Origin of the sequence: Pedococcus sp. 2YAF34 (assembly GCF_052114585.1) — a bacterium.
In the GTDB taxonomy this organism is placed as follows: domain Bacteria; phylum Actinomycetota; class Actinomycetes; order Actinomycetales; family Dermatophilaceae; genus Pedococcus.
In genome coordinates this window covers 1-13,444 of sequence record NZ_JBFRFA010000055.1, presented here as the reverse complement: position 1 = coordinate 13,444, position 13,444 = coordinate 1, and the positions used below count along the sequence as shown (strand labels likewise).

Below are 13,444 nucleotides of genomic sequence, written 5' to 3'. Positions count from 1 at the left end.
CACCCATCGGGGTGCGCGGCACTCGTGCGTCCGGACGCGATCGCCCGGTGCGGAACCCTCTCAGGCGTCGCCGTGCTGCATGGCCTTCGGGAGGTGGCCCGAGGACTTGGCGTAGTACTGCGCAGCCTTGCGGGTCACCGCGACCCTGGTCGCACCGACGGCCAGGCCGGTGAGGGCGGCGAACACCACCGCGTCCTTCCACGGCGTACGGGGGTCGCGGGGGTCGAGGGTCGCGTCCTTGCCGGCTTTCTTCCAGATGGCCGTCACCAGCTTGTTGGCGACGATGCCGGCCAGCACCGCCGAACCCGTGCCCATCACTCGCCACACCATCGGGCCCATGTCGTCCTCCAGCTCGTTCGTCCGTGACCGCTCATACCGCGGTAGTCGCGCGGGATGCCGTCCCTGCTCTCTCACACCACCCTGTCACGGAGGAGTAGCGTGTGCCACGTAACGACAGGGGAGCGCGAGAGCGCTGAGAGTGCGGGCGACCGCAGACCCTCACACCTGATCCGGTTCGCACCGGCGTAGGGAGTCGAGAATCTCGAGCACCTGTCGGTGGTCCGCGGGTGCGGTCGCCGACCGGTGCGACCCCCTCGAACCTTCCTGGATCTCGAGAGGACCACCATGAGCACCACCAACACCCCGACGGTCGCCACGACCCGTCGCGGCAGCATCCGCGCCACCGCCCCCCTCCTGGGCTGGCGCACCGTCGACCTGCTCACCGTCGCCTTCCTGGGTGCGGCCTTCGGCATCGCCTACTGGGGCTGGGGCCTCGCCTACCAGGCGCCGGCCAACGGCCTCGGCGCCGTCTTCCCGCCACTGCAGGGCATCACGAGCGCGCCCTGGCTGATGGCCGGCGTGGTCGGCGGCCTCGTCATCCGTCGTCCCGGCGCGGCCCTGGCCTGCGAGGTCGTGGCGGCGCTCGTCTCCATGCTCCCCGGCACGCAGTGGGGCGCGACGACGCTCGTCTCCGGCATCCTCGAGGGACTCGGGGCGGAGATCGGCTTCCTGCTGCTCGGCTACGGCGCCTTCGGCCTGGGCGCGGCGATGCTCGCCGGGGCCCTCGCGGCCCCGCTCGAGGCGGTGTACGAGTGGGCGGTCTACTGGACCGACTGGGGCATGGGCTACAAGGTCGCCTACGCCGTGGTCTTCACCGTCGCCGGCGCCGCCATCGCGGGCGGCGTGGGCTGGCTGCTCACCCGCGCGCTCGCCGGAGCGGGGGCGCTCGGCGCCTTCCCTGCCGGCCAGGAGGCGCGGGAGTCACGCGCTGTCTGACCATCCCGGGCAGGTCGAGGTCCGGGGACTGGCCTGGCGACCGTACGGCCGCCGTGACCCGGTCATCCCCGGCCTCGACCTGACCATCGGCGCGGGGCAGCGCGTCCTGCTCGTCGGCCCGAGCGGCTCCGGCAAGTCGACGCTGATGCGCGGGCTCGCCGGGGTCCTCGAGGTGGCCGACTCGGGTGAGCGCACCGGCACCGTCCTGCTCGACGGGGAACCCCCCGGTCGGCGGGCCGGAGCCGTCGGCCTGGTGCTGCAGGAACCGGGCGCCGGGGTCGTCTCGGCGACCATCGGCCGCGACGTGGCCTTCGGCCTCGAGAACACCGGGGTGCCCCGCGAGGCAATGCCCGAGCGCGTGACGGCGGCCCTGGCTGCCGTGGGCCTCACGATGGCGCTGGACACCCCGACGCACGCGTTGTCCGGTGGCGAGCAGCAGCGGCTCGCGCTGGCGGGCGCCCTCGCCCTCGAGCCCACCCTGCTCCTGCTCGACGAGCCGACCGCGATGCTCGACCCCGACACCACCGCGTCGGTGCGCGACGTCGTCGACCGGGTGACGGCCGCGCGCGGGCTCACCACAGTGGTGGTCGAGCACCGGCTCGGGCCGTGGGTCGACGTCGTCGACCGCATCATCGTCCTGGACGACACCGGTCACCTCGTCGCCGACGGCGACCCGCACCAGGTGCTCGCCGACCAGGGCGAGGCGCTGGCCGCGCAGGGCATCTGGGTGCCCGGCGTGCCCGACCCGGTGCCGGCCCCGGTCCCACCCGGCACCTTCGGCCCCGGGCGGCTCGGGGCCCACGTGGTCGCGCTCGACGCGGCCGCCGTGCGCGTGGAGCGCTCCGCGCGACGCCTGGACGGCTCGACGCGCACGAGCGTGGCGGTCGACGACCAGTGGCTCCAGGTGCGGGCGGGGGAGGGGCACGCCCTCGTCGGCCCGTCCGGCGCAGGCAAGTCGACCCTCATGCTGGCAGTCGCGGGCCTGCTCGAGCACCAGGCCGGCGAGGTGCGGGTGCACCCCGACCTCGCGGCCGGGGGACGTCGCGACCCCGCCGACTGGGACACCATCGACCTGGCGCGCACGCTGGCGTGGGTGCCCCAGTGGGCGAGCTCGACGATCGTGGCGACGACCGTCCTGGACGAGGTGATGACGACCTCGCGCGCCCTCGGGCTGGTCGAGTCGGAGGCCCTCGCCCGGTGCCGCGCGCTGCTCGACGTCCTCGGGCTCGGCGCCCTCGAGCAGGCCGACCCGCGCCACCTCTCCGGCGGGGAGCAGCGTCGGTTGGCGATGGCCTCGGCCGTCGCGCACCAGCCGGCGGTGCTCCTGGCCGACGAGGCAACCGTCGGCCAGGACCGCCAGACCTGGGCCGCGGTGATGGGGCTGCTCGAGGGCCTGCGGGACGCTGGGTCGGCCGTCGTCCTCACCACCCATGACGCGGGCGCCATCGAGCGCGCCGACCGGGTCACCACCGTCGAGCGGCCCGCCCAGCCGCCCGAGCCCCCGACCCCTCGCCGGCCGCTGGTCACGCACGCGGGTCCCCTGTCCCTGCTCGGCGCCGCGCTGCTCGCGGTGCCCGCAGGGGTGGCGTCGCCGCGCTGGACCGCGAGCCTGCTCGTGCTCGCCCTCCAGCTGCTGCTCGCGGCCGTCGCGCTGAGCGCCCCCGCGCGCCACGCACGAAGGGGCCAGGGCTCCTCGTCCGACCTGGGCCCGGCGCCCCGGGGCCGCGTGACCGGCGTGGCCCTCCGTATGGTGCCCGGGCTCCTCGGCGCGGTGTCCGTGGCCTGGTCGACCTGGCTGCTCGGCAGCCGGGACCTCGACGTGGTGGCCACGGCCGGGCTGCGGGTGCTGGTCATCGTCCTGCCCTCCGCCGTGCTCGTCCAGCACGTCGACGCCGACGCCCTCGGCGACCACCTCGCGCAGCGGCTGCGCCTGCCGGCGCGCCCGGTGGTGGCCCTGGCCGCCGCCCTGCAGCGGGTCCACACGTTCGGTGAGGTGTGGACCGAGATCTCCAGGGCCCGCCGGGTGCGGGGCATCGCGGCGACGGCACGGTCACCGAGGTCCGTCCTCGCCGAGCTGTGGGCCCTCACGCTGGGGATGCTCGTGCGCTCGCTGCAGGCCGCGGCGGCCCTGGCCGTGGCCATGGACGCCCGCGGCTTCGCGACGGCGTCCCGGCGCACCTGGGCCCGGGCGGCGCCGTGGCGGACGGCGGACACCGTCGCGCTGCTCCTGGCGCTCGCGCCCCTCGCCGTCGCGCTGCTCGCCCGCTGACCAACCCCTCGGTGGCGGATCGGCGACGGGTCTGGGGCGGATCGGCGACGGCGCCCCGGCGGGGCAACGAGTGCGTCATCCGGCTCTTGTGCGCCGCCCGCGCCGGGGGCAGGGTGGCCCCATGAACCGCGTCAACGACGACGCCTCCCCGACGTCCCCCGAGGCCATCCGCAACGTCGTGCTGGTGGGGGCGTCGGGGGCAGGCAAGACCGCCCTCTTCGAGCGTCTCGTGGCGGCCCGGGTCCCGGGCCGCCGCGCTCGTGACGGGGACGCCCCGACCACCACGGCGCTGGGCGCGGCCTCGGTGCCGAGCGGCTCGGTCGTGGTCAACCTCCTGGACACCCCCGGCCACCCGGACTTCGTCGGAGAGGTCCGCGCGGGGCTGCGCGCCGCCGACGCCGCCCTGTTCGTCGTCTCGGCCGCCGACGGTGTCGACGAGGCCACCCGCCTGCTGTGGCGCGAGTGCGACGCGGTGAGCATGCCCCGCGCGGTGGCGGTGACGCGGCTGGAGGCCGCCCGGGCCGACTACGACACGACGGTGGCCGCCTGCCGACGGGCGTTCGGCGACACCGAGCCCATCGCGCTGCCGCTGGTCCGTGACGGCGCCGTACGCGGCCTGCTCGCCCTGCTGCGACGGACCGTCACCGACGCGACGGACGGCAACGGCGACGGCGCTCCGGCGCCGGACCGCGCGCCCGACGCCGACGAGGCGGCGCTCATCGACGCACAGCGACCGCAGCTGCTGGAGTCGGTGATCGAGCAGTCCGAGGACGAGGCGCTGCTCGACCGCTACCTCGGCGGCGAGGAGGTCGACCCCGACGCGGTCTCTGCCGACCTGCGCACGGCCATCGCCACCGCACGCTTCTTCCCGGTGCTGCCGACGCATGCCCCCGCCGGGGTCGGTGTCGAGGAGCTGTTCGAGCTCTTCGAGAAGGGCTTCCCCTCGCCGGTCGACGCGGCCGTGCCGACCGTCTACACCGCGGCGGGCGCGGCGTTCGGGCCCGTGACCTGCGACCCCGACGGACCCCTGGTCGCCGAGGTGGTGCGGACGACGACCGACCCGTTCATCGGCCGGCTCTCGCTGGTGCGGGTGTTCAGCGGCACCCTGCGCCCCGACGAGCCGGTGCACGTATCCGGCCACCTGCAGCACTTCGCCGCCCACCTCGTCGACGAGCACGCCGACCACGACTCCGACGACGAGCGCGTCGGACCCCTGTCGTCGCCACTGGCCGACGAGACGCGGCCCAAGGGGGTGGCGGTCGCCGGTGACCTCGCCCTCGTCACCAAGGTCGGGTCCGCCGAGACCTCCGACACCCTCTCGCGCCGCGACCAGCCGGCCCTCGTCGAGCCGTGGGTGCTGCCGAACCCCTTGCTGCCCGTGGCGATCCACGCCCGCTCCAAGGGAGACGAGGACAAGCTGGCCACCGCGCTGCAGCGGCTCGCGGCCGAGGACGTCACCCTGCGCCTGGAGCACAACGCCGAGACGCGGCAGCTCGTCCTCTGGGCGATGGGCCCGGCCCACGTCGACCAGGTCATCGCCCTGCTCGCCTCGCGGCACCACGTGCCGGTAGACGTCGAACCGGTGCGGACGTCGCTCCGGGAGACCTTCGCCCGTCCGACGACCGTGCAGGGCCGGTTGATCAAGCAGTCCGGCGGCCACGGGCAGTACGCCGTCTGCCACCTCGTGGTCGAGCCGCTGGAGCGCGGGGCGGGCATCGAGTTCGTCGACAAGGTCGTGGGCGGAGCCGTCCCGAGGCAGTACATCCCGTCGGTGGAGAAGGGCGTCCGCCACCAGCTCGCGAAAGGCGTCCTCGCCGGATACCCGGTCGTCGACGTGCGCGTCACGCTCACCGACGGCAAGGCGCACTCGGTCGACTCCTCGGACATGGCGTTCCAGACGGCGGCGGCGATGGCGTTGCGGGAGGCGGCCAACGACACGACGGTCGCCCTGCTCGAACCCGTCGACACCGTCCACATCGAGGTCTCCGACGACGCGGTGGGCAGCGTGCTGGCCGACCTGCGGGGCCGGCGCGGACAGGTCCACGGCACCGAGCCCGCCGAGCTGCCGGGGCGGACCGTGGTGCACGCCGAGGTGCCGGCGCACGAGCTGTCCCGCTACCCCGTGGACCTGCGCTCGGTCTCTCACGGCACCGGCTCGTTCACCCGCGCCTTCGCCCGCTACGACTACATGCCGCCGGCCCTGGCGCGCGAGGTCGCCGCCGCCACGGGCTGACCCGCGCGCCCCGGTCCGCTGCACCCCCGTGCGGGCTCTAGCCTTGACCCGTGGACTGGAGCGACTACGACGCTGCCCTGTTCGACCTCGACGGTGTGCTGACCCCCACCGCAGAGGTCCACATGCGGGCCTGGGACGTCATGTTCAACGACTACCTGCGCGACCGCGGCGACGGCCAGCAGCCCTACACCGACGCCGACTACTTCGCCTCCGTCGACGGCAAGCCGCGCTACGACGGCGTGCGCACCTTCCTCGCCTCCCGCGGCATCACCCTGCCCGAGGGCACGCCCGACGACAGCCCGGAGCAGGAGAGCGTCTGCGGCCTCGGCAACCGCAAGAATGCCGCCTTCAGCCAGGTGCTGCACGACGAGGGCGTCACGCCGTACCCCGCCTCGGTGGTCCTGCTCGACCGGCTCGCCGAGCTCGGCGTCGCCGTCGCCGTGGTGTCCTCCTCCCGCAACGCCCCAGCCGTCCTCGAGGCCGCCGGCCTCGCCGACCGCTTCGAGGTCGTCGTGGACGGCCAGGTCGCCGCCGCCCGGGGCCTGCCGGGCAAGCCGGCCCCCGACACCTTCCTGTACGCAGCCGAGCAGCTCGGCGTTCCGCGGGAGCGGGCCGTGGTGCTCGAGGACGCCCTCTCCGGCGTGCAGGCAGGTCGGGCGGGCGCCTTCGGCCTCGTGGTCGGTGTCGACCGCGGCGCCGGCGCACAGGAGCTCAGCGACGGCGGAGCCGACCTCGTCGTGGCCGAGCTCGACGAGCTGGTGCGGCCGTGAACGACGACGGCACGAGCCGGGCCGCGTCCATCCGGCGGGACCCCGTCGACCGCACCCGCTTCCCCGTCGACGAGTGGCGCTGGGTCGAGACCGGCTACTCCAACGACGACCTGGGCGTCACCGAGACGGTGTTCGCCGTCGGCAACGGCTACCTCGGCATGCGCGGCAACCCCGAGGAGGGGCGCGAGACCCACGCCCACGGCACGTTCATCAACGGCTTCCACGAGACCTGGCGCATCCGGCACGCCGAGGACGCCTTCGGGTTCGCCCAGACCGGCCAGACCATCGTCAACGTGCCCGACGTCAAGACCATCAAGCTCTACGTCGACGACGAGCCGCTGCTGCTGTCGGTGGCCGACCTCGAGCACTACGAGCGCTCGCTCGACCTCGCCGACGGCGTGCTGCGCCGCTCGCTCATCTGGAGCACGCCGTCGGGCAAGCGGGTCAAGGTCGAGTCGCAGCGCATGGTGTCCTTCGAGCAGCGCCACCTCGCCGTCATGACCTTCGAGGTGACCCTCCTCGACGGCGACGCCCCGGTGGCCATCTCGTCGCAGGTGCTCAACCGGCAGGACGGCCAGGACGAGTACTTCGTCAAGGCGGCCGCCATGGGCGCCGGCTTCGACCCCCGCCGGGCCAGCACGTTCAGCGAGCGGGTGCTCCTGCCGCAGAGCCACTGGTGCAGCGAGCGCCGCGCCATCCTCGGCTACCGCTGCGCGAACTCGGGGATGACCGTCGCCGTCGCGGTGGACCACGAGATCCGCACGGACAACGCGTTCGAGGAGCTGGCGCACGCGGAGGAGGACCTCGCCAAGAAGGTCTACCGCGTCACTGCCAAGCAGGGCGTGCCGATCACGGTCACCAAGGTCGCCGCCTACCACTCCTCCCGCGGGGTGCCCGTGCGTGAGCTGGTCGACCGCGGACGGCGCACCCTCGACCGGGTGCGCGAGGTCGGTGTCGAGGAGATGTTCCGCGAGCAGCGTCGCTGGCTCGACCGGTTCTGGGCCGACTCCGACGTGGTCGTCGACGGCCACCCGGCGGTGCAGCAGGCCGTCCGCTGGAACCTCTTCCAGCTCGCGCAGGCCGCCGGCCGCGTCGAGCAGGCCGGCATCCCGGCCAAGGGCGTCACCGGCTCCGGCTACGAGGGCCACTACTTCTGGGACACCGAGACCTACGTCCTGCCGTTCCTCAGCTACACCTCGCCGTGGATGGCCCGTGGCGCGCTGCGCTTCCGCTACCAGATGCTCCCGGCCGCCAGGCGCCGCGCACGCGAGCTCTCCCAGTCGGGTGCGGCGTTCCCGTGGCGCACGATCAACGGCGAGGAGGCGTCGGCCTACTACGCCGCCGGCACCGCGCAGTTCCACATCAACGCCGACATCGCCTACGCCCTGTCCAAGTACGTCAGCGCCACCGGCGACGAGGACTTCATGATGCGCGAGGGCATCGACGTGCTCGTCGAGACCGCGCGGATGTGGGCCGACCTCGGGTTCTGGCTCGGCCGGCGCGAGCCCAAGTTCCACATCCACGGCGTCACCGGCCCCGACGAGTACACGACCGTCGTCAACAACAACCTCTTCACCAACGTCATGGCGCGCGACAACCTGCGGCAGGCCGCGCGCTGGTCGCGCATCCTGCAGGAGCGTCGCCCGCTGGAGTACGCGCGGATGGTGGCGCGGCTGGACGTCGACGAGGAGGAGATCGAGGAGTGGGCGCGGTGCGCCCAGGGCATGCACATCCCGTATGACGAGGGGATGGGCGTGCACCCGCAGGACCAGCACTTCCTGGAGCGGGAGGTGTGGGACCTCGCGGCGACCCCGGCCGACAAGCGACCCCTGCTGCTGCACTACCACCCGCTGGTCATCTACCGGTTCCAGGTGCTCAAGCAGGCTGACGTGGTGGCGGCCCTGTTCCTGCAGGGCGACCTGTTCAGCGTCGATGAGAAGCGCGCCGACTTCGAGTACTACGACCCGATCACGACCGGCGACTCCACCCTGTCGGCCGTGGTCCAGTCGATCATCGCTGCCGAGGTGGGCTACCAGGACCTGGCGCTGCGCTACTTCCACGCCGGGCTCTACGTCGACCTCGCCGACCTGCATCGCAACGCCGCCGACGGCGTGCACATCGCCTCGTGCGGCGGGGTGTGGAACGCCGCCGTCTACGGGTTCGGCGGCATGCGCGACCAGAACGGCACCCTGACCTTCGACCCGCGGCTGCCGGCGTCCTGGCCGCGCCTGGAGTTCCGGCTGCGGGTGCGCGGCACGCGGGTCGTCGTCGAGCTGCTGCCGGAGTCGATCTCGTTCACCGTCGTCGAGGGTGGTCCCGTCGAGTTCGTCGTCCGCGGCGAGCGGGTCGAGGCGGCACCGGGCGCTCCGGCCGTCGTCGCGCTCGACGGCCAGGGCCCGGTCCTGACCCGCGAGCTCGGCAGCATGCCGGTGGTGGGTCGTGGCGACGAGCACGAGATGGTCTACACGGCCGGGGTCCCCGACCCGCACCGCCGGGCCCGCCACAACGGCCTCGGCAACGGGACGGGAGACGGCTTCGAGGTCGTCACCGGCACGGTGCCGCCCGCCCGCACCCCGGCGGTGGGACCCGGCGAACTGCCGGTCTGACCCCGTACCCCGCCGCCCGGTCCCCCTCGAGAAGGGGCCACCGGGCGTGCCGGGAACATCGGCGGCCACCACGAAGTTGAGCCTGGTGTACTCAAGTTCGCGACCCCGGATTTGCACCTGCCGGAGCGTCGTCCTAACTTGAGTGAAGGAAACTCAACCTCGAGCACCTTAGGGAGCATCACCATGGCACGTGCGGTCGGCATCGACCTCGGCACCACCAACTCGGCCGTCGCCGTCCTCGAGGGCGGCGAGCCGACGATCATCGCGAACGCGGAGGGTGGGCGCACCACGCCGTCCGTCGTCGCGTTCTCCAAGGGCGGTGAGGTGCTCGTCGGCGAGATCGCCAAGCGCCAGGCCGTCACCAACGTCGACCGCACCGTCCGGTCGGTCAAGCGCCACATCGGCACCGACTGGAAGTCGCCCGAGATCGACGGCAAGGTCTACACGGCCCAGGAGATCAGCGCCCGCATCCTGCAGAAGCTCAAGCGCGACGCCGAGTCCTACCTCGGCGAGGACGTGACCGACGCCGTCATCACCGTCCCCGCGTACTTCGACGACCACGAGCGCCAGGCCACCAAGGAGGCCGGTGAGATCGCGGGCCTCAACGTCCTGCGCATCATCAACGAGCCCACCGCGGCCGCGCTCGCCTATGGCCTCGACAAGGGCAAGGAGGACGAGCTCATCCTCGTCTTCGACCTCGGTGGCGGCACCTTCGACGTGTCCCTCCTCGAGGTCGGCAAGGACCCGGAGGACGGCTTCTCGACCATCCAGGTCCGGTCCACCAGCGGTGACAACAAGCTCGGTGGCGACGACTGGGACGAGCGCATCGTCACCCACCTGCTCACGACGGTGAAGAACACCTCGGGCGTCGACCTGTCCAAGGACAAGATCGCCATGCAGCGCCTGCGCGACGCGGCGGAGCAGGCCAAGAAGGAGCTCTCCTCCTCGACCAGCACCAACATCTCGCTGCAGTACCTCTCGATGTCGGAGAACGGCCCGATCCACCTCGAGGAGACGATGAGCCGCGCGCAGTTCGAGCAGCTCACCAAGGACCTCCTCGACCGCACCAAGCAGCCGTTCCACAACGTCATCAAGGATGCCGGCATCTCGCTGTCGGACATCGACCACGTGGTCCTCGTCGGTGGCTCGACCCGCATGCCGGCCGTGAGCGCGCTGGTCAAGGAGCTCACCGGGGGCAAGGAGCCCAACAAGGGCGTCAACCCCGACGAGGTCGTGGCCGTGGGGGCGTCCCTGCAGGCCGGTGTCCTCAAGGGCGAGCGCAAGGACGTACTGCTCATCGACGTCACGCCGCTGTCGCTCGGCATCGAGACCAAGGGCGGCCTGTTCACCAAGCTCATCGAGCGCAACACCGCCATCCCGACCAAGCGCTCCGAGGTGTTCTCCACCGCCGAGGACAACCAGCCGAGCGTCCTCATCCAGGTCTTCCAGGGTGAGCGCGAGATCGCCCAGCACAACAAGCAGCTCGGCACCTTCGAGCTCAGCGGTATCGCGCCCGCGCCCCGCGGCGTGCCGCAGGTCGAGGTCACGTTCGACATCGACGCCAACGGCATCGTCAACGTCTCCGCCAAGGACCGTGGCACCGGCCAGGAGCAGAAGATCACCATCTCCGGTGGTTCCGCCCTCGCCAAGGAGGACATCGAGCGGATGATCAAGGAGGCCGAGGCGCACGCCGAGGAGGACAAGAAGCGCCGCGAGGAGACCGAGGCCCGCAACACCGCGGAGAACCTCGTCTACTCGACGGAGAAGTTCCTCACCGACAACGCCGACAAGCTCCCCGCCGACGGCCGGGGCGACGTAGACGCCGCGCTCGAGGACCTGAAGGCGGCCCTGAAGCCGGAGTCGGGCGCGACACCCGAGGACATCTCGGCGAAGACCTCCAAGCTCTCCGAGGAGTCGCAGAAGCTCGGCACCGCGATGTACGCCGCCGCGGCCGAGTCCGACCAGGCCGGTGCAGCCGGTGACGGTGCGGGCGGGGGCGCGTCCGCCGGGGCCGGCTCCGACGACGACGTGGTGGACGCCGAGGTCGTCGAGGACGACGAGGAGAAGAAGTGACCGACCAGCACCCGACGGCTGACCAGCCCGACGGAGACGAGGCGATGGTGGGCTCGGAGGAGTTCGAGCCCACCACCGCCGAGGCGGCGCTCGAGGCCGAACAGGCCGCGGTCGCGGGGCAGGCCCCCGCCGGTGAGGCTCCGGCCGCCGGCGAGGCCGCGCCCTCGGGTGGCGCCCACCCCGACACCGCCCTGGCCGCCGAGCGGCTCTCGGACCTGCAGCGGCTGCAGGCCGAGTACGTCAACTACAAGCGCCGGGTCGACCGCGACCGGGCCGTCGTGCAGGAGCGCGCTGCCCAGTCGGTCATCGAGGCGCTGCTGCCGGTGCTCGACGACATCCACGCCGCGCGCGAGCACGGCGACCTCGAGGGCGGGCCGTTCGCGTCCATCGCCGACAAGCTCGAGACGACGCTCGGCAAGTTCGGCTTGCAGCGCTACGGCGCGGCCGGCGAGGAGTTCGACCCCAACCTGCACGAGGCGCTCATGCACACCGCCTGGCCGCAGGACGGCTCGGTCGCCTCGTCCGGTTCGACGACCGTCGTGCAGGTGCTCCAGCCGGGGTACCGTGCGGGCGAGCAGGTCCTGCGTGCGGCGCGCGTCGCCGTGGCGGACCCCGAGTGACACCAGCAGAACCAGCACGACCCGCCACCCCGCACCGCTGAGAGGAGGACGCCCGCATGGCCAGCCAGGACTGGTTCGAGAAGGACTTCTACGCGATCCTCGGCGTCCCCCAGGACGCCGACGCGGCCGCGATCAAGAAGGCCTACCGCAAGCTCGCCCGCAAGCACCACCCCGACCAGAACGCGGGTGACGCGGCGTCCGAGCAGCGCTTCAAGGACATCGGCGAGGCCCACTCGGTCCTCGCCGACCCCGAGAAGCGGCGCGAGTACGACGCCGTCCGCCAGATGGCCCGAGGGGGCGCCCGCTTCACCGCGGGCGGCCCCGGCGGCGGCGCGGGGGCCGGCGGCTTCGAGGACGTGTTCTCGTCGATGTTCGGCGGCGGTGGGGCCGGCGGGCCGCGCGTCCGCTACTCCACCGGCGGCGGGGGCGGGCAGCCCAACCTCGAGGACCTGCTCGGCGGCATGTTCGGCGGAGGTGGCGGCTCGCCGTACGGCGGGGGCGCGGGCTTCCGCGCCCCGACCGGTCCGCGCAAGGGCGGCGACCTCACCGCGCGGACGTCCCTGTCGTTCCGGGACGCCGTCCAGGGGGCCACGGTCACCCTCGGCACCGGTGGCGGCGACCAGGTCACGACCCGCATCCCGGCCGGGGTCAAGGACGGCCAGAAGATCCGGCTGCGCGGCAAGGGCCAGCCGGGCGACCGCGGCGCCGAGCCGGGCGACCTGATCCTCACGGTGACCGTCGACAAGCACCCGGTCTTCGGGCGCGAGGGCGACAACCTCACCGTCGACCTGCCCGTCACCTTCGCCGAGGCGGCGCTGGGGGCCACCGTCTCCGTGCCGACCCTGTCGGGCGAGCCCGTCAAGGTGCGGATCGCCCCTGGCACCCCCAGTGGCCGGGTGCTGCGCGTCAAGGGCCGCGGGGTCCCGGTGAAGTCCGGTCCCGGTGACCTGCTCGCCCGCGTCATGGTCGTCGTGCCGCAGCGGCTCTCCGACGACGCCGTCGCAGCCGTGGAGGCGCTGCGGGCGCAGGACGAGGGCCAGGACCCCCGCGCCGAGCTCTTCGCCAACGCGCGGAGGTGACCCGTGGTGGCCGAGGTCCGGGGCTTCTCGCCTGACGACGACGCGCCCGTCTTCGTCATCTCCGTCGCCGCCACGCTCGCGGGGATGCACGCCCAGACGTTGCGGCAGTACGACCGGCTCGGCCTGGTCAGCCCGTCACGCACCCGCGGTGGTGGCCGACGCTACTCGGGCCGCGACGTGGCGATGCTCCGCGAGGTGCAGCGACTGTCCCAGGAGGGCGTGAGCCTCGCCGGCATCCAGCGCATCCTCGAGCTCGAGAACCAGGTCGACGCCCTGCAGTCCCGGGTCCGCGAGCTCGACCGCGAGGTCACGGCACTGCGCGGGGCCGCCGGGCTCGGCCACAGGGTGTTCGCCGTGGGGCCGACCGGTGACGTCATCGCCGTCCGGGCGGGGCAGCGGCCCCGCAGCGGCCGGTCGCAGGCGCTCGTCGTCTGGCGCCCGACCCCCCGAGGCTGAGGTCTGGCCGACCGGCGGGCGCGGGCAGCCGCCCGCACCCGTCGCTGCCGCCCTCTCGCGGCC

10 protein-coding genes and 1 riboswitch are annotated in these 13,444 nt (G+C 73.2%); of the genes, 9 read left to right on the top strand and 1 reads right to left on the bottom strand.

The window, feature by feature from the left end:
* Positions 1-60: 60 nt before the first annotated feature.
* Complete coding sequence (locus AB4Z02_RS18275; RefSeq protein ID WP_441972749.1) at positions 61-339, bottom strand: DUF4235 domain-containing protein; 279 nt, start codon at positions 337-339, stop codon at positions 61-63.
* A gap of 106 nt (positions 340-445) precedes the next feature.
* A riboswitch (TPP riboswitch) is annotated at positions 446-548 on the top strand.
* 76 nt (positions 549-624) lie between these two features.
* Between AB4Z02_RS18275 and AB4Z02_RS18270 the strand changes: the two genes are divergently transcribed.
* The 9 genes from AB4Z02_RS18270 (at position 625) to AB4Z02_RS18230 (ending at position 13,381) form a co-directional block, all read left to right on the top strand.
* Positions 625-1,275 (top strand): ECF transporter S component, encoded by a 651-nt coding sequence (locus tag AB4Z02_RS18270; RefSeq protein WP_441972747.1) that lies wholly within the window; start codon positions 625-627, stop codon positions 1,273-1,275.
* Entirely contained in the window at positions 1,238-3,544 is a 2,307-nt protein-coding gene (locus AB4Z02_RS18265; RefSeq protein WP_441972753.1) for an ATP-binding cassette domain-containing protein, read from the top strand. The genes AB4Z02_RS18270 and AB4Z02_RS18265 overlap by 38 nt, the downstream gene beginning before the upstream one ends.
* 121 nt (positions 3,545-3,665) lie before the next feature.
* Complete coding sequence (locus AB4Z02_RS18260; protein ID WP_441972745.1) at positions 3,666-5,777, top strand: elongation factor G-like protein EF-G2; 2,112 nt, start codon at positions 3,666-3,668, stop codon at positions 5,775-5,777.
* Between the two features lie 50 nt (positions 5,778-5,827).
* Positions 5,828-6,547, top strand: a complete 720-nt coding sequence (locus tag AB4Z02_RS18255) for an HAD family hydrolase (protein WP_441972743.1) — start codon at positions 5,828-5,830, stop codon at positions 6,545-6,547.
* On the top strand, positions 6,544-9,153 hold the full coding sequence (locus tag AB4Z02_RS18250) for a glycoside hydrolase family 65 protein (RefSeq protein ID WP_082590750.1): 2,610 nt from the start codon (positions 6,544-6,546) through the stop codon (positions 9,151-9,153). Before AB4Z02_RS18255 ends, AB4Z02_RS18250 begins: the two co-directional genes overlap by 4 nt.
* A 183-nt stretch (positions 9,154-9,336) precedes the next feature.
* A complete protein-coding gene (gene dnaK, locus AB4Z02_RS18245; protein WP_441972740.1) occupies positions 9,337-11,226 on the top strand; it encodes a molecular chaperone DnaK in 1,890 nt (629 codons plus the stop codon).
* The gene (grpE, locus tag AB4Z02_RS18240; RefSeq protein WP_441972738.1) at positions 11,223-11,846 is read left to right on the top strand and encodes a nucleotide exchange factor GrpE; all 624 of its coding nucleotides are present in this window, start codon (positions 11,223-11,225) and stop codon (positions 11,844-11,846) included. The genes dnaK and grpE overlap by 4 nt, the downstream gene beginning before the upstream one ends.
* Positions 11,847-11,902: 56 nt before the next feature.
* Entirely contained in the window at positions 11,903-12,925 is a 1,023-nt protein-coding gene (locus AB4Z02_RS18235) for a DnaJ C-terminal domain-containing protein (RefSeq protein WP_441972736.1), read from the top strand.
* An 84-nt stretch (positions 12,926-13,009) separates the two neighbouring features.
* On the top strand, positions 13,010-13,381 hold the full coding sequence (locus AB4Z02_RS18230) for a heat shock protein transcriptional repressor HspR (protein ID WP_441972751.1): 372 nt from the start codon (positions 13,010-13,012) through the stop codon (positions 13,379-13,381).
* The last annotated feature ends 63 nt before the right edge of the window (positions 13,382-13,444 follow it).